The following is a 23722-nucleotide window of genomic DNA, read 5'->3' as shown; positions in this document are numbered from 1 at the left end:
GGCGAGATGTTCGCTGCGTCACACGGGATGGCGTTCCTTCGCGCACAGTAGTCCACGGCTCAAGCGACCGGCGAGTAACCCCGGGTGGGGTCGCCACTGTTCACGCACATCCCACACGCCTACGCTTGATCGTCATGGCACCCACACGCTCCGGCAACCGAAGGACACGCGTTCATGTGGTCAGCGACGTGCATGGCAACGCCCGTGACCTGGCCCGGGCCGGAGATGGTGCGGACGCCCTGATCTGCCTCGGCGACCTGGTCCTCTTCCTCGACTACGCCGACCACTCGCGCGGGATCTTCCCCGACCTGTTCGGCAAGGAGAACGCCGACCGCATCGTCGAGTTGCGCACCGCGCGGCGCTTCGAGGAGGCACGCGCCTTCGGGGCCCGGCTGTGGGCCGGGATCGGCTCCGACCGGGCCACCGCCATCGAGAAGGCGGTGCGCAAGCAGTACGCCGAGCTGTTCGCCGCGTTTCCGACGCCGACGTACGCCACCTACGGCAATGTCGACATGCCGCCTTTGTGGAGCGAGTACGCGGGCCCGGGCACCACGGTGCTGGACGGTGAGCGGGTGGAGATCGGCGGCCGGACCTTCGGCTTCGTGGGCGGCGGGCTGCGCACCCCGATGCGGACGCCGTACGAGATCGACGACGAGGAGTACGCGGCGAAGATCGAGGCGATCGGCGAGGTGGACGTGCTGTGCACGCACATCCCGCCGGAGGTTCCGGAGCTGGTCTACGACACGGTCGCGCGCCGCTTCGAGCGCGGCAGCCGGGCGCTCCTGGACGCGATCCGCCGCACCCGCCCGCGCTACTCCCTCTTCGGCCACGTCCATCAGCCACTGGTGCGCCGGATGCGGATAGGGGCGACGGAGTGTGTGAACGTGGGGCACTTCGCGGGGACGGGCAGGCCGTGGGCGCTGGAATGGTGAAGCACCACAGGTGGGGCGCGATGGCAGGGCGACGGTGTGCAGGACAGTGTGAAGGACGGGGTGAAGGCTCCAGGTCGGCGGCGCGGTAGCCTTCACGCTGCACACTCTTAGGTCCGTATCTGGAGGAGCCACGGCGATGGCGGAACACACCAGTTCGAGCATCACGATCGAGGCGGCTCCGGCCGACGTCATGGCGGTGATCGCCGACTTCGCCCGCTACCCGGACTGGACCGGCGAGGTGAAGGAGGCGGAGGTCCTCAAGACCGACGACCAGGGCCGCGCCGAGCAGGTCCGCCTCGTCATGGACGCCGGGGCCATCAAGGACGACCAGACCCTGGGCTACACCTGGACCGGCCAGAACGAGGTCTCCTGGACCCTGGTGAAGTCCCAGATGCTGCGCTCCCTGGACGGCTCCTACATCCTCAAGCCGGCCGGCGCGGGCTCCACCGAGGTCACCTACCAGCTCACCGTCGACGTCAAGATCCCCATGCTCGGGATGATCAAGCGCAAGGCGGAGAAGGTCATCATCGACCGCGCTCTGGCGGGCCTGAAGAAGCGGGTGGAGTCGGGCGACTGAATTTTCCCACCCACCCACCCGTTCGGTCGGCTGAGATGCGGAGCGGCAGGGGCGCGTAAGCCGCGCTACCGCCGGCTGCAGCCGTATGTGCTTGCCGCGGGCAGTCGTGCCGCTGGGGCGGCACGGGTGGGCGCGGGCGGCAACCCGTCAGCGCCGGGCTGCGCGACCCACCCCCGGCCCGGCCGCAGCACCGGTGCCACCCCAACACCGCCGCCCCCTGCCCTCCGTTACCGTTCACCCTCATGCGCACCATCCTGATCATGGGCCCGGGCGGCAGCGGTCGCACGACCATCGCTGCCGCCACCGCACAGCGCGCCGCACGCGAAGGCACCCGCACGCTCCTCCTCAGCGCCGATCGCACCGACACCCCAGGCGTCGCACTGGGCACAGGAACAGGACCGACCCCGACCGAAGTCGCCCCGCTCCTCACCGTGTGGAGGCCCGACGCGGTCGACCGCTTCCGGCAGGACCTCACCGCCTTCCAGACCCGCGCCGCGAACGTCCTGGACCTCCTCGGCGCCGCCCGGCTGGACGGCGAGGAGGTCACCCCGCTGCCCGGCGCAGAGGAGCTGTCCTTCCTGCGCGCCCTCAGGGACGCCGCCCTCTCCGAGCGCTACGACCTCCTCGTCGTCGACCTCCCGCCCCTCCCGCAGGCCCTCCCCCTGCTCGCCCTCCCAGAGGAGCTGCGCCGCTACCTGCGCCGCCTGCTCCCGCCCGAGCGGCAGGCGGCCCGCGCCCTGCGTCCCGTCCTCGGCCGACTGGCCGGCGTCCCCATGCCCGCCGAGTGGCTGTACGAGACGGCGGCCCGCTGGGACGTCGAGTTGGCCGCCGTCGAGGCGGTCCTCACCGACCGGCGCACCGCCGTACGCCTGGTCTCCGAACCCGGCCCCGCCGGCGCCGACGCCGTACACACCGCGACCCTCGGCCTCGCCCTGCGCGGCCTGCGCACCGAGGCCCTGATCGCCAACCGCGTCCTGCCCGAGACCGCCCCCGACACCTGGCTCGCCGGCCTCCTCGCCCAGCAGCGCAAGACCCTGGCCGAATGGGCCGAGCCGTACGACCTCCACACCGTCCCCCACCTCGGCCGGGACCCGCACGGCACCGACGACCTGGACGCCCTCGCCGTGCCCGGCGTCAACCCCGTGCCCACCCCGGTCGAGTGGCCCGTCGTCGACTGCCTCGCCGAGGACGGCGTGCTCGTCTGGCACATCCCGCTGCCCGGCGCGATACGGGACGAGCTGGACCTGATCCGGCGCGGCGACGAGCTGGTGATCACCGCGGGCCCCTTCCGGCGGATCGTTCCGCTTCCCTCCGCCCTGCGCCGCTGCACCGTTGCCGGGGCCGCCCTGCGCGAGGGTGAGCTGCGCATCCGCTTCACCCCCGATCCCGACCTGTGGCCCGCCGCCGGACGGTGAACCGCGTACGCCCGTTCGGGTAACGTCGTAGGGGCGAACCGTAGTCAGGAGTCCGCCATGAGCGAAGAGCGTCCCGCACCCGACCCGGCCGAAGAGGTCCACGGGGTGGGGGTCCCCCCTGCCGGAGCGCAGTCGGAAGCCTGGGGGAGGGCGACCGACGACGACGCCTGGGCCACGGCCTGCGCCGAGGACCTCGCCGCCGAGAAGGCCCGCCGCCGCGCCGAGCAGGGCCCGCCCCCGGGCTCCGCCGCCGAGGAACTGCGCAGACTCGTGGACACCGTGGCCGACAAGCTGTCCGGTCTCCAGTCCCCGCTGCTCGGCGCCGTCGCCGGACCGGCGGCCCAGCAGGTGGTGCGCCAGGTCGTCCAGCAGGCGAAGGCCGCCGTCGAGCCCGTCATCGAGCGCAACCCGGACGTCTTCGACCACCTCGCCGCGGCCGGCAACGAACTGCTGGCCGCCTACCGCTCCGCGGTCCAGGCCCAGGAACACCGCTGGACCACCGGCGCGGCCGACCTGAAGGACGACCGGTCCGACCGCCGCGACCGGGGCGAGGGCACCGGCCCGGGCGAACGCATCGATCTGGACTGAAGCCCTCCCACGGCAGGGCCTCGGTAACATTGGCCGTAGCGGGGCTCGACCGAAACTGAGGGATTCATGGGACTCACCATCGGCGTCGACATCGGCGGCACGAAGATCGCGGCCGGCGTGGTCGATGAGGAAGGCAACATCCTCTCGACCCACAAGGTGCCGACACCGGGCACGCCCGAGGCGATCGTGGACGCCATCGCCTCCGCCGTCGAGGGCGCGCGCGCCGGGCACGAGATCGTCGGCGTGGGCATCGGCGCGGCCGGTTACGTCAACCGGCAGCGCTCCACGGTGTACTTCGCGCCCAACATCGACTGGCGCAACGAGCCGCTGAAGGAGAAGGTCGAGGCCCGCACCGGCCTCCCGGTCGTGGTCGAGAACGACGCCAACGCCGCCGCCTGGGGCGAGTACAAGTTCGGCGCCGGCAAGGGCCACCGCAACGTCATCTGCATCACGCTCGGCACCGGCCTCGGCGGCGGCATCATCATCGGCAACAAGCTGCGCCGTGGCCACTTCGGCGTGGCCGCCGAGTTCGGCCACATCCGCATGGTCCCGGACGGCCTGCTGTGCGGCTGCGGCAGCCAGGGCTGCTGGGAGCAGTACGCCTCCGGCCGCGCCCTGGTCCGCTACGCCAAGCAGCGCGCCAACGCCACCCCCGAGAACGCCGAGATCCTGCTCGGCCTCGGCGACGGCACCCCGGACGGCATCGAGGGCAAGCACATCTCCATGGCCGCCCGCCAGGGCGACCCGGTCGCCGTCGACTCCTACCGCGAGCTGGCCCGCTGGGCCGGTGCCGGCCTCGCCGACCTGGCCTCCCTCTTCGACCCGTCCGCGTTCATCGTCGGCGGCGGCCTCTCCGAGGAGGGCGAGCTGGTCCTCGACCCGATCCGCAAGTCCTACAAGCGCTGGCTGGTCGGCGGCAACTGGCGCCCGGTCGCCGACGTGATCGCGGCTCAGCTGGGCAACAAGGCGGGCCTGGTGGGCGCGGCGGACCTGGCCCGCGAACCCGACCCGATCATGTAGCGAGCCCTGGCCCTACCACGACGATGCCCGCCGCGTCCGGTCCCGGGACGGCGGGCACCGTCGTATGTTGATCGTCATGCTGCTTCCCAACTCCCGTACAGAGCCCGATGGTTCCGCGGTCATCCGGGTGCTCAGCTACAACATCCGCTCGATGCGCGACGACACCCACGCCCTGGCCAGGGTGATCACCGCCTGCGCCCCCGACCTGGTCCTCGTCCAGGAAGCCCCCCGCTTCTTCCGCTGGCGCAAGAAGCTGGCCCGGCTCGCGGCGGCCTCCGGCCAGGTCATCCTCACCGGAGGAGCGACGGCAGCGGGACCGGCGATCCTGTGCAACCTGAGAGCCACCGTCGAGCGCACGCAGGACGTACTCCTCCCGCTCACCCCCGGCCTGCACCGCCGCGGCCTCGCCACGGCGGTGGTCCGCTTCGGCGCGGCCCGTCTCGGAGTGATCAGCTGCCACCTCAGCCTGCAGAAGGACGAGCGCCACGACCAGGCCGGCATGCTCCTCGACCGCCTCGCGGGCCTGGGCGTGGAGCACGCCGTCGTGGGCGGCGATCTCAACGAACGCCCCGACGGCCCCACCTTCCGCCTCCTCGCCGACAGCCTCCAGGACTGCCGGACCACCGCCCCCTGGGGCGGCGAGTTCACCTCGACCCCCGCCAACCCCCACCAGCGCATCGACGCCGTGTTCGCCACCAAGGGCATCGAGGTGCTCGGCTGCGGCGTGCCGCTGGAGCAGCCGGGGATCACGGAGACAGACCTGAGGGCGGCCACGGACCACCTTCCGGTCCTCGCCGCCCTCAGGGTGCCCGCCACGGCGTAGCTACGGCCGCTGCTTCGCCTTGCCGACAACGGCCCAGCTGTCGAGGTAGGAGAGCTGGGTGTACTTCTTCATGGCCGGGCCGTCGCCCGAGGTGCGCTCGTCACGGAAGCCGAGGAAGGCGTACGTCTCCGGGTCGAAGATGAAGTAGCCGCCGAAGCTCGTGAACCCCGCCGGGGCCGTGGGGTCGTCGTACGTGATGGCCACGCCGGTGCGTCCCTTCGCGTCCTGCTGGTTCGGCACCGCCTTCACCCCGGGCACCATGCCGAGCGCCTCGTAGGCCGCCGGGCGCAGCCCCTGCGGCATCACCGGGACCAGCTTGAGGAGCCCCGCGAGGCTGAAATGGATCTGCGACCACTGCTCGTCGGTGATGTCGTCCAGCGAGTCGGTCTTCCCGTGGACGCCCCAGTTGCGGCCGATCGCGAGGATCAACTTCTTCGGATCGGTCGGCAGCTTCCGCAGCGTTCCCCAGTCCTGCGGCGGCCAGACGCTCTCGTTCTTCTTGAGCGGCGGCGACCACCACCCCTTGCCGATCTCCATGATCCAGGACGGCTTCGAGCCGTCCACCGAGCGCCAGTTCTCGTCGACGTAGCTCTTCGTCCTTCCGGTCTTCTGGTTGGTCTCCTTGATGATCTCCTTGGTGTAGATGAACTGGTCGTCGCGCGGGGTGACCGTCCGCTCGTGCTTGCGCTCGTAGGCGGCGGCCCCGTTCAGCACCATCTGCGCGCTCACGTTCCGCATGGCGGGCGCACTCGACGCCGGCGGGTTCGCCGTCCGCTCCCGGTTCGCGCCGTCATCGTCCCGTACGACGACCAGGACCCCGGCGGCGACCGCCGCGGCGAGCGCGCCGGTCAGGGCGATGCGCAGGACGGGGCGCCTCGGCCGTACGACCGGAGCGGGCCGGTCCATCGCGGCGACCAGCCGTGCCCGTACCCGGTGCCGGGTGGCGTCGTCGAGCGGGGGAGTCCCCGGGGCGTAGTCGCTCACTTCGCGCAGTTCGTCGATGTCATGCATGGGCGTCTGCCTCTCGGAATGCCGTCGGATCGGATCCGCCCAGTGCTTCGCGCAATCTGCTGCGAGCCCGGTGCAGCCGGGATCTGACCGTGCCGACCGGCACGCCGAGGGCCTGGGCCGCCTCCTCGTAGTCGAGGCCGGCCCAGGCCACCAGCAGCACCACGTCGCGGTGCCGGGCGGACAGCCCGGTCAGCGCGGCTGCCAGTTCCCGGCGCACCCCCGTGGCACCGGCCCTGGAAACCGCCCGGTCCGCGACCGGCTCCTCGTGCTCCACCGGCTCCGGCAGCCGCGCGAGCGCCTTGAACCGGCGCGCTTCGGTCCGGCGGTGCCGGCCGATGAGGTTCGTCGCGATGCCGAACAACCATGGGCGGGCGTCGTCCCGCCCGAGGTCGTAGGTGTGACGCCGCTGGAAGGCGGTGATGAAGGTCTCCGCCATCAGATCCTCCGCCGCCTCGGGACCGAGCCGCTGGGCCGCGTAACGGTGCACGGCGTCGGCGTACCGGTCGTAGAGCGCGGCGAACAGCTCGGGCTCGTCCCGGGACCGCGCGATCACGCGGGCATCACTCTCCTCGCGATCCTTGCCGCGGGTGCCGACGCCCGGTGGTCCGACGGTCATCGGGGCTCCTTTCGTTCGTCTGAACGCCTCGAAGGCTTGGGCTTGTTCGGGTTGTTCATCTCTCCTTCGCCGGTCGGCGGAATCGGGTTCCCTTTTCGGCGCACCGGCCGTGCGAGCCGGACCGCGCACCGGGTCCGGCGCGGGCGGCCGACCGTACGGAGATGCGTGAGGGCCCGTCCGGACTGTCTCCGGACGGGCCCTCAGCCGGTCTGTCAGACGACCGCGCCGTGTCCCGGTTCGTCGTCCTCGTCGTCGTCCGTCTTCATCCGCATCACCAGCGTGGCGAACCCGCCCAGGAACCCGCCGATCCCGAGGGTCGTCAGCCACCAGGTCATCTCCCAGCCGAGCAGCACGGCCACCAGGAGCAGGACCGGGCCGCCGACCACCCCGAGCCAGGCGAACCTCGCGGTCGTGTCGGCGGTGGGCAGCGGTGGCGGCTCGGGCGGTACGAAGTGGCCCTCGTCGTCCTCGTCGAAGTCGTCCTCGGACGGTTCCGGGGTGGTGTAGTCACGCGGGCCCACGCCGGGCGCGAACGAGATCGAGCTGCCGAGCGGCTTCGAGGGCCGCGGCTCCTCGGAGCCGGCCGTGCCCTCGCCCGGGGGCTCGGGTTCGGGCAGCGCGAGATCCTCCACCGGCCTGAAGGGCCTGGAACCCGGCGGGTCCGGTGGCTCCTGGCCGTACCCTGCGACGATCGCCTGCCAGGCGGCGTCCTCGTCGAAGGGCACGCCCTTCTCGTCCGGCTCGCGGTCCTCGCGGTCGGAGTCGTGCTCAGCCAACTGCGGCCGTCCCTTCCTTGCCGACACTGGGTGCGAGCCGGCCGATGAAGGCGAGGCTCTCCTCGAAGATCCGGTCCGCATCGTGGTCCAACGTCGCCACGTGGTAACTCTGTTCCAGCACGATCTCCGTTACGTCCACGGAGGACACCCGGCTCAGCACCCGGGCCGAGTCCGCCGCCGGGACCACATGGTCCTGGGCGCTGCGCAGCAGCAGCAACGGCTGGGTCACCTGGGGCAGCTCGCCGTCCAGCCGGCGCAGGAACGCCCGCAGGGAGTGCGCCGGGTGCAGCGGCACCCGGTCGTATCCGAGCAGCGCCGGGCCGCCCTTGGCGATGTCGCTGGCGATGCCCTTCGTCGTCCGCACCAGGTGCCGGGCCACCGGAAGGACGTACGCCGACAGGCCGTGCACCCGGGTCGCCGGGTTGACGACGACCACCCCGGCGACCCGCTCGCCGCCTCGGGCCGCCAGCCGCAGCGCCAGCGCCCCGCCCATCGACAGGCCCGCCACGAACACCCGGGAACACCGCTCGGCGAGCACCCGCAGCTCGCGGTCCACCTCCGCGTACCAGTCCTCCCAGCCCGTGACCTGAAGGTCCTCCCAGCGGGTGCCGTGCCCGGGCAGCAGCGGCAGCGACACGGTCAGGCCGTGCGCGGCGTGCTGCTCCGCCCAGGGGCGCAGCGACTGGGGCGAGCCGGTGAAGCCGTGACAGAGGAGAACACCCACCTCCCCGCCCTCGTGGCGGTACGGCTCGGCTCCGGGGAGAACCGGCACCTTTCGGGCTCCTGTTCCTGAGAACGGCATGAAGAACTGGCGGATGTGCTTCACCGTACGCGACCGCACTGACACCGACCAGGGTCGTCGGGGTCATTGACGGCGGTCCGGGTTAAGGTCTGATCGACGGAAACAGGAGGCACGCGGGTGTTGTACGGCACGATGAAGGTCGCCATCGGAGGACCGCTGAAGGTCGCCTTCAGACCCTGGGTGGAGGGCCTGGAGAACATTCCGGCCGAAGGCGCCGCAATTCTGGCGAGCAATCACCTGTCCTTCTCGGACTCGTTCTTCCTGCCCGCGGTCCTCGACCGCAAGGTCACCTTCATCGCGAAGGCCGAGTACTTCACCACCCCGGGTGTGAAGGGCCGCCTCACGGCCGCCTTCTTCAAGGGCGTCGGACAGCTCCCGGTGGACCGCTCCGGGGCGCGCGGCGCCGGCGAGGCCGCGATCAAGAGCGGAATAGAGGTGCTGGAGCGCGGTGAGCTGTTCGGCATCTACCCGGAGGGCACCCGCTCGCCCGACGGCCGGCTGTACCGGGGCAAGCCCGGCGGCCTCGCGCGCGTGGCGCTCGCCACCGGCGCGCCGGTCATCCCCGTCGCGATGATCGACACCGAGAAGATCCAGCCGCCCGGCAAGGTGATGCCGAAGCTGATGCGACCGGGTATCCGCATCGGCAAGCCGCTGGACTTCAGCCGCTACCAGGGCATGGAGCACGACCGCTTCGTGCTGCGCGCGGTGACCGACGAGGTCATGTACGAGATCATGAAGCTCTCCGGCCAGGAGTACGTCGACATGTACGCGACCGCCGCCAAGCGGCAGATCGCGGACGCGGCGAAGGCGGCCAAGGAAGCGGAGAAGGCCGCCAAGGAGGCGGAGAAGAAGCAGGCCGAGGGCTAGCGGGGGAAGCCGGGGGAGCGGGGGATTGCGGTGGTCAAGCGCGAGCGCGTGCTGAGGATGTCCGTCGAGCAGCCGATGTGGCGTGCGCTCGCCGGGTACCGCGTACTGACGATGCTGTACGCGATCGGCCTGTTCGTCTACCGGCACGACAAGTTCGTACGCCCCTCGGTCGCCATCGGCTACTACGTGGTCCTCTTCGTGTGGACCCTCGCCACGCTGCCCAAGGTCGCGAGCGCCGCGCACTGCACCCGGCGCTTCCTCGCCGCCGACCTGACCATCGCGCTCACCGGCGTCCTCCTCACACCGGTCGCCGCCTCTCACGCGCGCATCGTGGCGGGCACTCCGACACTGCCGTCGATATGGACAGCCGGCGCGGTCCTCGCCTTCGCGCTCAAGGGCGGCTGGCGCTGGGCGGCGCTGGCCTCGACGCCGGTCGCCATCGCCAACATCGTCCAGCGGGGCAGCCCGAGCCGGGCGACGATACACGCCGTCCTGCTGGTCTGGATCGCCTCCATGGCCATCGGCTACGTCGTGGAGGTCGCCCGCGCCTCCGAGCGCACCCTCGCCCGCGCCCTGGAGATCGAGGCCGCGACCCGGGAACGGGAGCGGCTGGCCCGGGACATCCACGACAGCGTGCTCCAGGTGCTGGCGATGGTGCAGCGGCGCGGCGCGGTCATCGGCGGCGAGGCGGCCGAACTGGGGCGCCTCGCGGGCGAGCAGGAGGTGGCGCTGCGCACGCTGGTCTCCGGCGGGCTGCTGCCGGTCTCCCGGGTGTCGGAGGACACGGCCGCCGGAGCCGTCGTCCGCGCGGTCGAGGAGCCGGATGACGAGCCGGCCGACGGCCCCGTCGACCTGCGCACCCTGCTCGCCCCCTACGCCGGCGCCCGGGTCAGCCTCGCCGAGCCCGGTGCCCCGGTGCCGCTGCCGCGACCGGCGGCGCGGGAGCTGGCCGCCGCGGTCGGGGCCGCCCTGGACAACGTGCGACGGCACGCCGGTGCCGAGGCCCGGGCCTGGATCCTCGTCGAGGACGAGCCCGACGAGATCGTCGTCACCGTACGGGACGACGGCCCCGGCATCCCCGAGGGCCGGCTCGCCCAGGCCGAGGGCGAGGGCCGGCTCGGCGTGGCCCAGTCGATCCGGGGCCGGCTGCGCGACCTCGGCGGCAGCGCCGAGCTGATCTCCGTCCCCGGGCAGGGCACGGAGGTCGAACTGACGGTACCGAAGGTCTCACGGGACAAGGCGGAGAAGCGATGAGCGAGCAGCAGGACCCGATCAAGGTGATGGTGGTCGACGACCACCCCATGTGGCGCGACGCCGTCGCCCGGGACCTGAGCGAGTCCGGCTTCGAGGTGGTCGCCACCGCAGGCGACGGCGAGCAGGCGGTCCGCCGTGCCAAGGCCGCCGCACCCGACGTCCTCGTGCTGGACCTCAACCTGCCCGCCAAGCCCGGTGTCCAGGTGTGCAAGGAACTGGTCGGCCACAACCCCGCCCTGCGCGTCCTGGTCCTGTCCGCGAGCGGCGAGCACGCCGACGTGCTGGAGGCCGTGAAGTCCGGCGCGACCGGCTACCTGCTCAAGTCGGCCTCCACCGAGGAACTCCTGGACGCGGTGCGCCGTACCGCCGTCGGCGACCCGGTGTTCACGCCGGGCCTGGCCGGACTGGTCCTCGGCGAGTACCGGCGCCTGGCCTCCGAGCCCGCGCCCGCCCCGGACGCCGACGAGCCGGGGGCGCCCCGGCTGACCGAGCGGGAGACCGAGGTGCTGCGGCTGGTCGCCAAGGGCCTGAGCTACAAGCAGATCGCCGAACGCCTCGTCATCTCCCACCGCACGGTCCAGAACCACGTCCAGAACACCCTCGGCAAGCTCCAGCTGCACAACAGGGTGGAGTTGGTGCGGTACGCGATCGAGCGCGGGCTCGACGACGCGTGAAACGGCCTGGTCAAGCCGCCTCCTGACAATTCACCGGAATCACCCTTCCTGCCTCTCGCTGTGTGACGCGCATCACCATTACCGTGACTGGGCGTCAGGCAACCGCGGCGAAGGGACATTTCCATGCGGGTCGGAGTACTGACCGGAGGCGGCGACTGCCCCGGGCTCAACGCCGTCATCCGGGGCATCGTCCGCAAGGGCGTTCAGGAGTACGGATACGACTTCGTCGGCTTCCGGGACGGCTGGCGCGGACCCCTCGAAGGCGACACCGTCCGCCTCGACATCCCCGCCGTGCGCGGCATCCTGCCCCGCGGCGGCACCATCCTCGGCTCCTCGCGCACCAACCCCCTCAAGCAGGAGCACGGCATCCGCCGGATCAAGGAGAACCTGGCCAAGCTGGAGGTCGAGGCGCTCGTCGCGATCGGCGGCGAGGACACCCTCGGCGTCGCCGCGCGGCTGTCCGACGAGTACGGCGTGCCCTGCGTCGGCGTGCCCAAGACCATCGACAACGACCTGTCCGCCACCGACTACACCTTCGGCTTCGACACCGCCGTGGGCATCGCCACCGAGGCCATCGACCGCCTGCACACCACCGCCGAGTCCCATATGCGGGTCCTCGTCTGCGAGGTGATGGGCCGCCACGCCGGCTGGATCGCCCTGCACTCCGGCCTGGCCGGCGGCGCCAACGTCATCCTCATCCCCGAACAGCGCTTCGACCTCGACCAGGTGTGCGCCTGGATCACCTCCCGCTTCAAGGCCTCGTACGCCCCGATCGTCGTCGTCGCCGAGGGCGCCATGCCGAAGGACGGCGACATGGTCCTGAAGGACGGGTCGCTCGACTCCTTCGGGCACGTCCGCCTCTCCGGTGTCGGCGAGTGGCTGGCCAAGGAGATCGAGAAGCGCACCGGCAAGGAGGCCCGCACCACGGTCCTCGGGCACATCCAGCGCGGCGGCACCCCGAGCGCCTTCGACCGCTGGCTCGCCACCCGCTTCGGTCTGCACGCCATCGACTGCGTCCGCGAGGGCGACTTCGGCAAGATGGTCGCCCTGCGCGGCACCGATATCGTCCGCGTCCCGATCGCCGAGGCCACGGCCAAGCTGAAGACCGTGGACCCGAAGCTGTACCAGGAGGTCGGGGTGTTCTTCGGCTGAGGACCGCCCCCGGACGGCTACACGGTCGTGCGGCGCAGCTGACCCATCAGCTCCCGTACGACCGCGGCCCCGTCCAGGCTCAGCACCGACTCCGGGTGGAACTGCACCCCGGCGAAGCCCGGACCCCGTACCGCATGCACCTCCCCGTTCTCCGCCCGGCTCACCTCCACCCCGTGCGCGGCCAGCTCCCGTGCCGCCTCCTCGTCGCAGTGCGCCACGAAGCTGTTGTAGAAGCCGACGGTCTGCGCCTTCCCGAACAGGTCGATCGTGGTCTGTGCCCCCTGGTAAGGGATCTCCTTCCGGACGATCTCCAGCCCCAGCTCCGCCGCGATCAGCTCGTGCCCCAGGCAGACCCCGAGGACACCGTGCCGGTGCACCCCGATCACCTCGGCGGCCAGGGCACGCAGGAAGCGCATCTTGGGGTCGTCCAGATCGCCGGGGTCACCCGGGCCGGGCCCGAGGACGACGGGTCCTTCGTGCGCGAGCACGGCCTCCCGCAGCCCGGGCTGGTCGTACCGCCGGACGGTGACGTCCAGCCCGCTCGACCGCAGCACATGCGCGAGCATCGCCGTGAAGGTGTCCTCCCCGTCGACCACCAGGGCATGCCCCTCCAGCGCCGCCGACCGCTCCTGCATCCGCAGCCAGAACGGCGCCAGCGACGAGCGGCGCCCGTCCAGCGCGGCCTGCACCCGGGGGTCGTCGGCCAGCCGGGGCCGCTCCCGCTCATCGCGCGGCCGGGACGGCCGTACCCCCAGGGCCGCCAGCACGCCCGCCGCCTTCGCGTGTGTCTCGGCCACCTCGCCGGCCGGGTCCGAGCCGCGCACCAGCGTCGCGCCGACCGGGACGCGCAGCCGGCCGTCGGCCGAGATGTCGGCGGTGCGGATCAGGATGGGGGAGTCGAGGGTCTGAGCGCCCCCGGAGTCCCGGCCGATGAGGGCCAGCGCACCGGCGTAGTAGCCGCGCCCGACACCGTCCCGCCCGAGGGGCTCGTACCGTTCGATCACCCGGCACGCGTTCTGCACCGGCGACCCGGTGACCGTCGCCGCGAACATGGTCTCCTTCAGCACCTCCCGCGCGTCCAGGGAGGACTTGCCGCGCAGCTCGTACTCGGTGTGCGCGAGGTGTGCCATCTCCTTCAGCCGCGGGCCGACGACCACCCCGCCCATGTCGCCGACGGTGCACATCATCTTCAGTTCCTCGTCGACGACCATGGACAGCTCCTCGATCTCCTTGCCGTCGGCGAGGAAGTCCAGCAGGTGCTCGGCCGTCGGCCCCTCGGCCGGATACCGGTACGTCCCGCTGATCGGGTTCATCACGACCGTGCCGCCGGACATCCGCACATGCACCTCGGGACTGGCACCCACCAGCGTCCGGTCCCCGGTGTGCACGACGAACGTCCAGTACGCGCCCCGCTCGCTCTCCAGCAGCCGCCGGAACAGCGCCAGCGCGTCGGCCCGCCCGAACCCGGGGATCTCACCCTCGTACGTCCGCCGGATCACGAAGTTCGCGCCCTCGCCCCGGCCGATCTCCTCGCGCAGCACCCGCCCGACGATCTCGCCGTACTCGTCGTCGTCGACGTCGAAGCCCCCGCCCTCGACCCGCACGTCGTGGCCCGGCAGCGACCGCAGGGCCTCGGCCAACGGGACCTCGTACGACTCCTCGGGCGTCAGCACCAGCAGCGGCGTGCCGTCGTCGCGGACGTCGAAGCCGCGCTCGCGGATCTGCCGGAACGGCACCAGCGCGAGGCCCTCGTCGGGCAGGTCGGCGAGGCGGTCCCGCGAGGAGACGGGACCGAGCAGCACCTCCACCGTGTGCTCGTCGCGGCCCGGGGTGCGACGGCGCAGCAGGGCGAAGGGGCGGGGGTCGTGCAAGAGGTTCTGGAGATCCATGGGTGATCCTTCTCGATGGAGAGGAACGACCCCGGAAACACCGAAGGCCGCCCCTCGGGCGGCCTTCGCGAAGTCTTGAGTACGCGCAGTCAGCGGGCCGCCGGATGAGCGGTCCACCACCAGTTCTGGTTCGAAAGCGCGAACATGCGAGGAACCCTACCGCACGGCCGTGGCGTCCATGAGGCAAGCACTCCGTCTCACCAGTCGAGCCGGAGGAAAATATGGCGACACGACCCCGTAATGTTTACGAGGTGACCGTGAACGCTAAGACCAGCCCGAGCGCTGGCAACACCTGGCGAAACCTGCCCGCGGCGCAGCAGCCCGAGTACCCCGACGTCGAGGCTCTGCGCGCAGTGATCGCGGACCTCGAGTCGTATCCGCCGCTCGTCTTCGCGGGCGAGTGCGACCAGCTGCGCGCCCGGATGGCGGCCGTCGCCAAGGGAGAGGCGTTCCTCCTCCAGGGCGGCGACTGCGCCGAGGCCTTCGACGCGGTGTCCGCCGACCACATCCGCAACAAGCTCAAGACGCTCCTCCAGATGGGCGCCGTCCTGACCTACGCGGCCTCGGTGCCCGTGGTGAAGGTGGGCCGGATCGCCGGCCAGTACTCCAAGCCGCGCTCCAAGGGCACCGAGACCCGTGACGGCGTCACGCTGCCCACCTACCGCGGCGACTCGGTCAACGGCTTCGACTTCAACGAGGCCGCTCGCATCCCGGACCCCGAGCGCCTGAAGCGGATGTACAACGCGTCCGCCTCGACACTGAACCTGGTGCGTGCCTTCACCACCGGCGGTTACGCCGATCTGCGTCAGGTGCACGCCTGGAACCAGGACTTCGTGAAGTCCTCCCCGTCCGGTCAGCGCTACGAGCAGCTGGCGCGCGAGATCGACAACGCGCTGAACTTCATGCGGGCCTGCGGCACGGACCCGGAGGAGTTCAAGACGGTCGAGTTCTTCTCCTCGCACGAGGCGCTGCTGCTGGACTACGAGTCGGCGCTGACCCGCGTGGACTCGCGCACCGGCCGGCTCTACGACGTCTCGGCGCACATGGTGTGGATCGGTGAGCGCACCCGGCAGCTGGACGGCGCGCACATCGAGTTCGCCTCGCAGATCCGCAACCCGATCGGGATCAAGCTCGGCCCGACGACGACGGCCGAGGAGGCGCTGCAGTACATCGACCGCCTCGACCCCGAGCGGGAGCCGGGCCGGCTGACCTTCATCGTCCGCATGGGCGCCGACAAGATCCGCGACAGGCTCCCCGAGCTGGTGGAGAAGGTCACGGCGTCCGGCGCGACGGTGGCCTGGGTGACCGACCCGATGCACGGCAACACCTTCGAGGCGGCCTCCGGGCACAAGACCCGCCGCTTCGACGACGTGCTCGACGAGGTCAAGGGCTTCTTCGAGGTCCACAAGGGCCTCGGCACCCACCCGGGCGGCATCCACGTGGAGCTGACCGGTGACGACGTCACCGAGTGCGTGGGCGGCGGCGACGAGATCTTCGTCGACGATCTGCACCAGCGCTACGAGACGGCCTGCGACCCCCGCCTGAACCGCAGCCAGTCCCTGGACCTGGCGTTCCTGGTCGCCGAGATGTACCGGGACCAGTGATCATTGGCGATCGCTAATCGCATTGGGGCGCGGATCACACCGGATCCGCGCCCCCACGCACTTTTGCGGGTTCGGCATGGCGGGTAAGGTTAGGTAAGCCTCACCGATCAAGCGGGACGGCGCCACCTATCAATCCCGTCGGGAGGTGAATCCGCGTGTACGTCTGCAGTTGCTTCGGCATCACCGAGGACCAGGTCAAGAAGCACGCGGAGGACGGCGCCTGCACCCCCCGGCAGATCGCCTCCGCCTGCAAGGCGGGCACGGACTGCGGCTCGTGCGTACGGCGTATTCAGGCGATCCTCGGCCGCGGCGCCTGCCCGCGCCGTGACCTGGCGGACCAGGGCAAGCCGGTCCTTGCGGAGCTGTCCGGCCCCGCCGGCCTGGACGAGGCCGCCTAGCTCTCCGGCTGCTCGATCACCTGCGCGATGTACAGCGCCTCTCCGAGCTTCTCCAGCAGCTCCAGCTGGGTGTCGAGGTAGTCGATGTGGTGCTCCTCGTCGGCGAGGATGTCCTCGAAGATGTTCGCCGACGTGATGTCGCCCTTCTCGCGCATCATCTTGATGCCCCGCCTGAGCCGGTCGATCGCCTCCACCTCGATCTGCCGGTCGGCCTCGAACATCTCCTTGACGGTCTGGCCCACCCGCACATGGAACAGCCGCTGGTAGTTGGGCAGCCCCTCCAGGAACAGGATCCGGTCGGTCAGCACCTCGGCGTGCTTCATCTCGTCGAACGACTCGTGCCGCGTGTACTTGGCGAGCTTCGTCCAGCCCAGGTTCTCCTGCATCTTCGCGTGCAGGAAGTACTGGTTGATCGCGGTCAGCTCGCCGGTGAGCTGCTCGTTGAGGAACTCGATGACCTCGGGGTCGCCCTGCATGGCAGCGGCTCCTTCCGCACGGTGGGACGGGTGGCGTATGCGGCCGCATGATTGCACCGGCGGGGAAGATCGTCCAGTAAGTGCGTACTTAGTAAGTACACGACGACTTGATATCAGTTGTCCGATTTGCGGAACGGTGGTCAAGGGCACTGCCCCAGGTCTGTCAGGATGGACACATGGGTCATCCGGTGGAGCGCGAATCTGGAGCAACGGCAGGGTCCGAGCTTCCGCCGGGGCAGCGACTCCAGCGCGGCTGGCCGGTCACGCACTACGGGCCCGTGCCGAAGTTCCGGCCCGAGCGCTGGGAGTTCCGGGTCTTCGGCAGCACCGCCGACGGTGACAAGCGCACCTGGAACCACGAGGAGTTCACGGCCCTGCCGTACACCACCGTGGTCGCCGATCTGCACTGCGTGACGAAGTTCAGCATGGTCGGCGCCGAGTGGGGAGGCGTCCCGGCCCGCGCGATCCTGGACCTCGCACCGCCGGCGCCGGACGTCACCCATGTGATGGTCTGGGCGGAGTACGGATTCAGCTCGAACCTGCGCCTGTCGGACTTCGCCTCCGACCGCACGATCTTCGCCACCCACAAGGACGGCGAGCTGCTCACCGCCGAGCACGGCTTCCCGGTCCGCCTGATCGTCCCCCACCTGTACGCCTGGAAGGGCCCCAAGTGGGTGCGGGGCGTGGAGTACATGACCGCCGACCGCCGCGGCTTCTGGGAGGAGCGCGGCTACCACAACGTCGGCGACCCCTGGAAGGAGCAGCGCTACTCCTACCAGGAAGAGCCCGGGGACGGCCCCGAGCTCTGACTTCTCCTGGCGTGCCGGTCAGTGGTGGTACTGGTGCACCACCGCGTGGCCCTTGCCGCGGCCGATCGTCCACTTGTTGACCGGTGTGGTCACCACGAAGGCGATCACGAGCGAGATCACCAGCGAGATCCAGAACAGCGCGTCGCCCAGCGTGGCGTCCATCGCGGACGGCCAGACCACGATCACCCCGTTGTCGATCAGCTCCATCACCACGATGGACAGGGTGTCCGCGGCCAGCGCCACCCGCAGGGCCGTACGGAAGTCGACACCGGCGCGCAGCACCCCGCGCAGCGTGAGCGAGTAGCCGAAGAAGAAGGCCAGCACGATCGCCAGCAGCATGGTCGGCAGGTTTCCCCATCCGAACGCCGTACCGACGACCATGCCCAGCACCTCGCCGATGGCGCAGCCGGTGAGGCAGTGCAGGGTGGCCCGGGCGGCCACGGACCAGGAGGCGGCGGGCGCGTGGTGGTGCGCGTGCGCTTCGTGCTGGTGGTGTTCGTGCGTGTCGTGCTGGTGGTGCGCGTGTGTCTCGTGCTGCTGGTGTGCTGCGTGCGCCTCGTGCTGCATGACGACCCCCATGTCAGGTAACGGTTCCTGCATCGAGCAAGAACCGTATACCCCCCAGGGGTATTCCCCAACAGGTTATCCGTCGCGCAGTTTCTTCAGTCGCTCCACATCCGCCGCGTGCCCCTCCTTGCCGCCGGGGGTCTCGATGATCAGCGGCACGCCCTCGGTCGCCGGGTGGGTCATCAGCGCCCGGAACGGGTCCTCGCCGATGTGGCCGGAGCCGATGTTCTCGTGGCGGTCCTTGTGCGCGCCGACCACGTCCTTGGAGTCGTTGGCGTGGATCAGCTTCAGCCGCCCCTCGCCGACGGTGTCGACCAGCAGGTCCAGGGTCTGGTGCATGCCGCTCGGCCCGGTCAGGTCGTGCCCGGCGGCGAAGATGTGGCAGGTGTCCAGGCACACGCCCAGCTTCGGATGGGCGTCCAGCGCCTCGAAGTACGGCCCGAAGTCCCAGGTCCGCGAGCACAGCGAGGCGCCCTGTCCGGCGGTCGACTCCAGCAGCAGGTACGGATCGTCGTCGTGGGTCAGCTCGTCCAGCAGCGGCAGCAGGTGCTCGCGCACCTGCCGCAGCGCCACGGCCCGCTCCCGCCCGCCGGTCGCGCTGCCGGTGTGCACGACGACGCCGAGCGCACCGATCTCCCGCCCGCGCCGCAGCGAGTGCCGCAGCGACTCCACCGACTTCTCCACGGTCGCCTCGGTGTGCGAGCCGAAGTTGATCAGGTACGGGGCGTGCACATACGCCGGGATCGACTCCTCGGCGCACGCCTGGCGGAACGCCTCGTCCTGCCGGGGGTTCCCGGCCGGTGTGGCCCACCCGCGCGGATTGGCGACGAAGACCTGCACGGTCTCCGCCTTCAGGTCATGGGCGTACGACAGGCCTACGGAGTGCAGGCCCCCGGCCACGGGGACGTGACCGCCGACGGGGTTGCGGGAGGGACCGGTTCCGGGGCTGCCGGAGAGGGGGCGGGACTGCTCGATGCTCACCCGTTCAGGGTGTCACGCGGCGCGCCGCCCCCGGTCACCGGATGGTGATCGTGATCGTCGACCCCTTGGGCGCCTTCTCGCCGCCGTCCACCGACTGCTTGCTCACGGTGTCGCCGAAGATCCCGAGCAGGCCCCGGTCCTTGTCGACCTGGAAACCGGCGTCCTCCAGCGCCTTCGTCGCATCGTCCACGCTGTCCCCGACGACGTCCGGCACCTCGATCATCTCCGGGCCCTTGGACAGCTTCAGCGTCACCGTGTCGCCCTCGGCGACCTGCTTGCCGCCGCTTTCCGGGTCCTGCTCGGCCACCTGACCCTTGTCGTAATCGGAATAGACCTGCTCGGTGGAGACGATCACCTTCAGGCCGGCGTCCTCCAGCTCCTGCTTGGCGTCGTCCAGGTCGTCACCGGTGACGTCCGGTACGTCGACCGGGTTGCCCTTGCTGACCAGGAGCGCGATCGCCGAGCCCGCATGCCGCTTGATGCCCGCCTCCGGGTCGGTGCTGATCACCGCGCCCCTGGGGACACTGTCGCTGAACGCCCGGTTGACCATGCCCGGTTCGAGACCGGCCGCCTTCAGCCTGGACTGCGCCTTGCCCAGCGGGACGCCGTTCAGATCCGGCACCTTCACGATCTCGGGGCCCCGGGAGACGACGAGCGTCACGGAGTCGTTGCTGCGGATCCGGGCCCCGGCGGCCGGGTCGGTGCCGATGACCGCGCCGCGCTCGACCGTGTCGCTGTACTCGAGCTCGACCCCCTTGACGTGGAGCCCGGCCGCCTTCAGCTTGCCCCGCGCCTGCTCCTCGGTCTTGGAAAGCAGCTGCGGGACCTTGGTGAACTGCCCCGAGTTGATGTACCAGACGCCGGCACCCACACCGAAGACCACCAGGATCGCGGCGATGAGGGTGATGAGCCCGCGCCCGGGCCGCGCCGACCGTCGTCGGGACGCGACGGGCGGGCTGTCCAGCCGACTGGTGTGCTGGACGGCCGCCGCAGGGTCCTCGTCCTCGTTCACGGGCAGCAGCCGGGGCACGGTCAGCGAGCGCGGGATCACGCTCGTACGGTCCGCTGAGATGTCGCGGTGCTCGTGCTCCGCCGACAGCGCCTGCGGCGGCAGCGCGTCCAGCTGCTCGGCGCTCAGAGCGGCCCGCGCCCGCAGCACCTGGCCGAGCAGCGCCGCCGCGTCCTGCGGCCGGATGTCCGGGGTGCGCGCGGTGGCCGAGGCCACCAGCTCGTCCAGCTCGTACGGCAGCCCCGGCACCAGTGCCGAGGGTGGCGGCACGTCCTCGTGGATGTGCTTGTACAGCACCTGCGCGGGGGAGTCCCCGGAGTGCGGCTTGCCGCCGGTCAGCATCTCGTAGAGCACCACACCGCACGCGTACACGTCGACGCGCGGGTCGGCGGTGCCCTGCTCGATCTGCTCCGGCGCGAGGTACGACACGGTCCCGAGCACGGCACCCGTCGTGCTGGTCACGGTGTCCACGGACCGCACCAGCCCGAAGTCGGCGACCTTCACCCGGCCGTCGTCCCCTATCAACACGTTCTCGGGCTTCATGTCCCGGTGCACGAACCCGGCCCGGTGCGCGGCGCCGAGCGCGGCCAGCACGGGCTCCAGGATGTCCAGCGCGGCCCGCGGCTGCAGCGCGCCCCGCTCGCGCAGCACGTCCCGCAGGGTGCACCCGGCGACGTACTCCATCGCCAGGTACACGTACGACCCGTCGGTCCCCTGGTCGAAGACCTGCACCACGTTGGGGTGGGCCAGCCGGGCGACCGACTTGGCCTCCCGGATGAACCGCTCCACGAACGACCCGTCGGCCGCCAGGGTCGGGTGCATCACCTTGAGCGCGAGAACGCGGTCCAGGCGGGTGTCCAGGGCCCGGTAGACCGTGGCCATCCCGCCGACCGCGATCCGCGCATCGACGCGATAGCGTCCGTCGAGCACCTGCCCGACGAGGGGGTCCTGAAGGGTCGTATCCACGCAGGCGAGTGTACGAGGAGTGACCGACAGTCCCGCCCGCTCGGCCGTTCCGGGGACGGAATGCAGCAGAGCTGTGACCCTGGTGGCACGCGGCTAGAACGCGGGGCGCTCCGGATCCAGGTGCGCGCGGCCCTCGGCCGGGGAGGAGGCCTCCGCGAAGTGCCTGCGCGGGATGCGCCCGGCCAGTCGGGCCAGCCGTCCCGCCTCCACCGCGTGCTTCATGGCGGCGGCCATCATCTCGGGCTCCTGCGCCCGCGTGACGGCCGAGGCGAGCATCACACCCGCACAGCCCAGCTCCATCGCCAGCGCCACGTCCGACGCCGTACCGGCCCCCGCGTCCAGGATCACCGGCACGCGCGCGTGCTCCACGATCAGCTGGAAGTTGTGCGGGTTGCGGATCCCCAGCCCGGAGCCGATCGGCGAGCCCAGCGGCATCACCGCCGCACAGCCCACGTCCTCCAGCTTCCGCGCGAGCACGGGGTCGTCGTTGGTGTACGGCAGCACCGTGAACCCGTCGTCGACCAGCGTCTCCGCCGCCTCCAGCAGCTCCACCGGGTCCGGCAGCAGCGTCCGCTCGTCGGCGATGACCTCCAGCTTGATCAGGTCGGTGCCCAGCGCCTCCCGGGCCAGCCGGGCGGTCAGCACGGCCTCCCCGGCGGTGAAACAGCCCGCCGTGTTCGGCAGCACCCGGATGCCCAGCTTCTCCAGCACCGACAGCACCGAGCCGTGCACCGTGGGATCGACCCGCCGCATGGCCACCGTGGTCAGCTCCGTGCCGGAGGCGACCAGCGCCCGCTCCAGCCCGTCCAGGCTCGGTGCGCCGCCCGTACCCATGATCAGCCGGGAGCCGAGGGCCACACCGCCGAGGACGAAGGGATCGTCGGCCATGGGTCAGCCTCCTTGGACGGCGGTGAGGACTTCGACACGGTCGCCCTCGGTGAGGGCCGTGGTCGCCCACTGCGCGCGCGGGACGACGGTCTCGTTGACGGCGGCGGCCACCCCGGACGGCGCCCTGGTGAGGGTCTTCACGAGGGCGTCCAGCGCGGTGCCGGGGGCGACCTGGTGGCGCTCCCCGTTCACGGAGATGGTGACGGAGATGTTCATGCGGGCTGCTCCACGAGTGCGGCGCCGAAGCGCTCCGGCGTGAACGGACGGGCCTCCTCGGGCAGTTCACCGCCGACCAGCAGCTCCGCCAGCACGTCCCCGGTGACCGGCGTGAGCAGCACCCCGTTGCGGTAGTGCCCGGTGGCCAGCAGCAGCCCGTCGAGCCCGGACGGGCCGAGCAGCGGCGCGTTGTCCGGGGAGCCGGGGCGCAGCCCCGCCAGGGTCTCGGTGAGGGGCAGCTCGGTGATCCCCGGCACCAGCTCATGTGCGTCGCGCAGCAGTTCGTACACGCCCCCGGCGGTGACGGTCGTGTCCCAGCCCAGCTCCTCGCTGGTGGCGCCGACGACCAGCTCGCCGTTCTCCCGGGGCACCAGGTAGACATGGCTGCCGCGCACCATCGCCCGCACGGTGCGGCTCAGGAAGGGTGCGTACCGGCGCGGCACGGTCAGCCGCAACACCTGGCCCTTCACCGGCCGCACGGGGGGCAGTACGTCGTCCGGGACGCCCGCCAGACGCCCGCTCAGGCTGCCGCCCGCGAGGACGACCCGCGCCGCGCTCAGCGTGGCGCCGTCCGCCGTGGTGACCCCGGTGGCCCGGTCCCGGACGACGTCGAGCCGCTCGGCCCAGGACCGGTGGAAGACCACCCCGGCCCGCTCGCACGCGGTCACCAGGGCCGTGGCCAGCCGCCTCGGGTCGATCTGGTGGTCACCGTCGACCCGCAGCCCGCCGCGCACCCCGGGCGCGAGCATCGGCTCCAGACGCCGGCACTCCCGCCCGGACAGCCACTGCGACTCCAGGCCCGAACGCTGCTGGAGCGCGTGCAGTTCGCGCAGGTGGGCGCGGTCGTCGGCGTCGAGCGCGACGGCGAGCGTGCCGCAGCGGCGGTAGCCGAGGTCGTGGCCGGTCAGCTCGGTCAGCTCGGCCGCGAAGTCCGGGTAGCGGCGGGCGGACTCCAGGTTCAGGGCGAGCAGTGTCTCCTCGCCGTAGTACAGCTCGGAGACCGCGGCCAGCATCCCCGCCGCGACCCGTGCGGCCCCGCCGCCGGGCTCGGGGTCCACCACGGCCGTGGCGAGCCCGCGCTGCGCGGCCCGCCAGGCCGTGACCAGGCCGATGATTCCGCCCCCGATGACGAGGACGTCGGACGTACGTGACGACATGGGCGTCCAGCCCCTCCCTTCGCCGGCATGACCCGGATCAGGTTCGTACGGTCGGAGGCCGCCAGCCTCCCTCTCAGCCCGGTGCGTCCGGGCTCCCGCGAGTGCTTGTACGGTGGCCACCCTAGCCCGCAGCGCTCGTCACCCGTAAGGGAGCCCCGGTCGTCCATGGCAGAGATCTGGGCCGATTACGCGGGCGGCGACGTCGTGCGCGGCCATTTGGTCGGCACCCGGCCGGGCGCCGGGACCAGCGTTGTG

The 23722-nt window shown here is 71.3% G+C and carries 26 protein-coding genes and 1 riboswitch; of the genes, 13 read left to right on the top strand and 13 right to left on the bottom strand.

The genetic code is table 11. From position 1 onward, the window contains the following. Window positions 1-134 precede the first annotated feature (134 nt). From ACFYZZ_RS32990 to ACFYZZ_RS32965, 6 genes are all read left to right on the top strand, one after another. Window positions 135-932, top strand: a complete 798-nt coding sequence (locus ACFYZZ_RS32990) for a metallophosphoesterase (RefSeq protein WP_389183816.1) — start codon at window positions 135-137, stop codon at window positions 930-932. 136 nt (window positions 933-1068) lie between these two features. Beyond that, window positions 1069-1509: an SRPBCC family protein gene (locus tag ACFYZZ_RS32985; RefSeq protein ID WP_389183815.1), complete on the top strand. Its 441-nt coding sequence runs from the start codon at window positions 1069-1071 to the stop codon at window positions 1507-1509. Between the two features lie 242 nt (window positions 1510-1751). Beyond that, a complete protein-coding gene (locus tag ACFYZZ_RS32980; protein WP_389183812.1) occupies window positions 1752-2924 on the top strand; it encodes an ArsA family ATPase in 1173 nt (390 codons plus the stop codon). A gap of 57 nt (window positions 2925-2981) precedes the next feature. Next, complete coding sequence (locus tag ACFYZZ_RS32975) at window positions 2982-3512, top strand: DUF5304 domain-containing protein (RefSeq protein ID WP_389183809.1); 531 nt, start codon at window positions 2982-2984, stop codon at window positions 3510-3512. 66 nt (window positions 3513-3578) lie between these two features. Continuing rightward, window positions 3579-4532 (top strand): ROK family glucokinase, encoded by a 954-nt coding sequence (locus ACFYZZ_RS32970; RefSeq protein WP_386574322.1) that lies wholly within the window; start codon window positions 3579-3581, stop codon window positions 4530-4532. 64 nt (window positions 4533-4596) lie between these two features. Beyond that, on the top strand, window positions 4597-5355 hold the full coding sequence (locus tag ACFYZZ_RS32965) for an endonuclease/exonuclease/phosphatase family protein (RefSeq protein WP_389183806.1): 759 nt from the start codon (window positions 4597-4599) through the stop codon (window positions 5353-5355). Here ACFYZZ_RS32965 and ACFYZZ_RS32960 read toward each other — a convergent pair whose 3' ends face one another. From ACFYZZ_RS32960 to ACFYZZ_RS32945, 4 genes are all read right to left on the bottom strand, one after another. Next, a complete protein-coding gene (locus ACFYZZ_RS32960; RefSeq protein WP_389183803.1) occupies window positions 5356-6366 on the bottom strand; it encodes a CU044_5270 family protein in 1011 nt (336 codons plus the stop codon). Then, entirely contained in the window at window positions 6359-6982 is a 624-nt protein-coding gene (locus ACFYZZ_RS32955) for an RNA polymerase sigma factor (protein WP_389183800.1), read from the bottom strand. Before ACFYZZ_RS32955 ends, ACFYZZ_RS32960 begins: the two co-directional genes overlap by 8 nt. A 212-nt stretch (window positions 6983-7194) precedes the next feature. Further along, entirely contained in the window at window positions 7195-7758 is a 564-nt protein-coding gene (locus ACFYZZ_RS32950; protein ID WP_389183797.1) for a hypothetical protein, read from the bottom strand. Further along, window positions 7751-8530, bottom strand: a complete 780-nt coding sequence (locus ACFYZZ_RS32945; RefSeq protein WP_389183795.1) for an alpha/beta hydrolase — start codon at window positions 8528-8530, stop codon at window positions 7751-7753. The genes ACFYZZ_RS32950 and ACFYZZ_RS32945 overlap by 8 nt, the downstream gene beginning before the upstream one ends. A gap of 150 nt (window positions 8531-8680) precedes the next feature. Here ACFYZZ_RS32945 and ACFYZZ_RS32940 point away from each other — a divergent pair, with 150 nt between their 5' ends. The 4 genes from ACFYZZ_RS32940 (at window position 8681) to ACFYZZ_RS32925 (ending at window position 12507) form a co-directional block, all read left to right on the top strand. Beyond that, window positions 8681-9427, top strand: coding sequence for a lysophospholipid acyltransferase family protein (locus ACFYZZ_RS32940; RefSeq protein ID WP_389184268.1), 747 nt, complete (start codon window positions 8681-8683; stop codon window positions 9425-9427). Window positions 9428-9457: 30 nt separating this feature from the next. Beyond that, window positions 9458-10681 (top strand): MacS family sensor histidine kinase, encoded by a 1224-nt coding sequence (macS, locus tag ACFYZZ_RS32935; RefSeq protein ID WP_389183792.1) that lies wholly within the window; start codon window positions 9458-9460, stop codon window positions 10679-10681. Beyond that, the gene (locus tag ACFYZZ_RS32930; protein ID WP_386574315.1) at window positions 10678-11355 is read left to right on the top strand and encodes a response regulator; all 678 of its coding nucleotides are present in this window, start codon (window positions 10678-10680) and stop codon (window positions 11353-11355) included. The genes macS and ACFYZZ_RS32930 overlap by 4 nt, the downstream gene beginning before the upstream one ends. A 123-nt stretch (window positions 11356-11478) precedes the next feature. Continuing rightward, complete coding sequence (locus ACFYZZ_RS32925) at window positions 11479-12507, top strand: 6-phosphofructokinase (RefSeq protein WP_389183790.1); 1029 nt, start codon at window positions 11479-11481, stop codon at window positions 12505-12507. A gap of 17 nt (window positions 12508-12524) precedes the next feature. Here ACFYZZ_RS32925 and ACFYZZ_RS32920 read toward each other — a convergent pair whose 3' ends face one another. Both ACFYZZ_RS32920 and ACFYZZ_RS32915 read right to left on the bottom strand, forming a co-directional pair. Continuing rightward, on the bottom strand, window positions 12525-14396 hold the full coding sequence (locus ACFYZZ_RS32920; protein ID WP_389183787.1) for an anthranilate synthase family protein: 1872 nt from the start codon (window positions 14394-14396) through the stop codon (window positions 12525-12527). A gap of 89 nt (window positions 14397-14485) precedes the next feature. Continuing rightward, window positions 14486-14542, bottom strand: coding sequence for a trp operon leader peptide (locus ACFYZZ_RS32915; protein WP_146468532.1), 57 nt, complete (start codon window positions 14540-14542; stop codon window positions 14486-14488). A gap of 105 nt (window positions 14543-14647) precedes the next feature. On the opposite strand from ACFYZZ_RS32915, the gene ACFYZZ_RS32910 reads away from it, so the two are divergent. Continuing rightward, complete coding sequence (locus ACFYZZ_RS32910) at window positions 14648-16000, top strand: class II 3-deoxy-7-phosphoheptulonate synthase (protein ID WP_389183784.1); 1353 nt, start codon at window positions 14648-14650, stop codon at window positions 15998-16000. A 155-nt stretch (window positions 16001-16155) separates the two neighbouring features. Then, on the top strand, window positions 16156-16398 hold the full coding sequence (locus ACFYZZ_RS32905; protein WP_389183782.1) for a bacterioferritin-associated ferredoxin: 243 nt from the start codon (window positions 16156-16158) through the stop codon (window positions 16396-16398). Here the strand turns inward: ACFYZZ_RS32905 and bfr are convergent. After that, window positions 16395-16874: a bacterioferritin gene (gene bfr, locus ACFYZZ_RS32900; RefSeq protein WP_389183779.1), complete on the bottom strand. Its 480-nt coding sequence runs from the start codon at window positions 16872-16874 to the stop codon at window positions 16395-16397. The two genes, ACFYZZ_RS32905 and bfr, sit on opposite strands and share 4 nt — an antisense overlap. 176 nt (window positions 16875-17050) lie before the next feature. Here bfr and ACFYZZ_RS32895 point away from each other — a divergent pair, with 176 nt between their 5' ends. Further along, entirely contained in the window at window positions 17051-17683 is a 633-nt protein-coding gene (locus ACFYZZ_RS32895) for a sulfite oxidase-like oxidoreductase (RefSeq protein ID WP_389183778.1), read from the top strand. A gap of 18 nt (window positions 17684-17701) precedes the next feature. On the opposite strand, the gene ACFYZZ_RS32890 is transcribed toward ACFYZZ_RS32895, so the two are convergent. The 6 genes from ACFYZZ_RS32890 to thiO form a co-directional block, all read right to left on the bottom strand. Next, window positions 17702-18262: a DUF4396 domain-containing protein gene (locus ACFYZZ_RS32890; RefSeq protein ID WP_389183776.1), complete on the bottom strand. Its 561-nt coding sequence runs from the start codon at window positions 18260-18262 to the stop codon at window positions 17702-17704. 63 nt (window positions 18263-18325) lie between these two features. Next, complete coding sequence (locus ACFYZZ_RS32885) at window positions 18326-19231, bottom strand: deoxyribonuclease IV (protein ID WP_389183773.1); 906 nt, start codon at window positions 19229-19231, stop codon at window positions 18326-18328. A gap of 34 nt (window positions 19232-19265) precedes the next feature. Then, window positions 19266-21206: a Stk1 family PASTA domain-containing Ser/Thr kinase gene (gene pknB, locus ACFYZZ_RS32880; protein ID WP_389183770.1), complete on the bottom strand. Its 1941-nt coding sequence runs from the start codon at window positions 21204-21206 to the stop codon at window positions 19266-19268. A gap of 93 nt (window positions 21207-21299) precedes the next feature. Next, window positions 21300-22094, bottom strand: coding sequence for a thiazole synthase (locus ACFYZZ_RS32875; protein WP_389183767.1), 795 nt, complete (start codon window positions 22092-22094; stop codon window positions 21300-21302). Window positions 22095-22097: 3 nt separating this feature from the next. Then, complete coding sequence (gene thiS, locus ACFYZZ_RS32870; protein ID WP_389183764.1) at window positions 22098-22310, bottom strand: sulfur carrier protein ThiS; 213 nt, start codon at window positions 22308-22310, stop codon at window positions 22098-22100. Continuing rightward, window positions 22307-23467: a glycine oxidase ThiO gene (thiO, locus tag ACFYZZ_RS32865; protein WP_389183761.1), complete on the bottom strand. Its 1161-nt coding sequence runs from the start codon at window positions 23465-23467 to the stop codon at window positions 22307-22309. The genes thiS and thiO overlap by 4 nt, the downstream gene beginning before the upstream one ends. After that, window positions 23465-23576: riboswitch (TPP riboswitch) on the bottom strand. Its footprint overlaps the gene before it by 3 nt. Window positions 23577-23722: the final 146 nt, after the last annotated feature.

Source organism: Streptomyces sp. NPDC001816 (assembly GCF_042892235.1).
In the GTDB taxonomy this organism is placed as follows: Bacteria; Actinomycetota; Actinomycetes; order Streptomycetales; family Streptomycetaceae; genus Streptomyces.
This window is presented reverse-complemented; position numbering and strand designations above follow the sequence as displayed.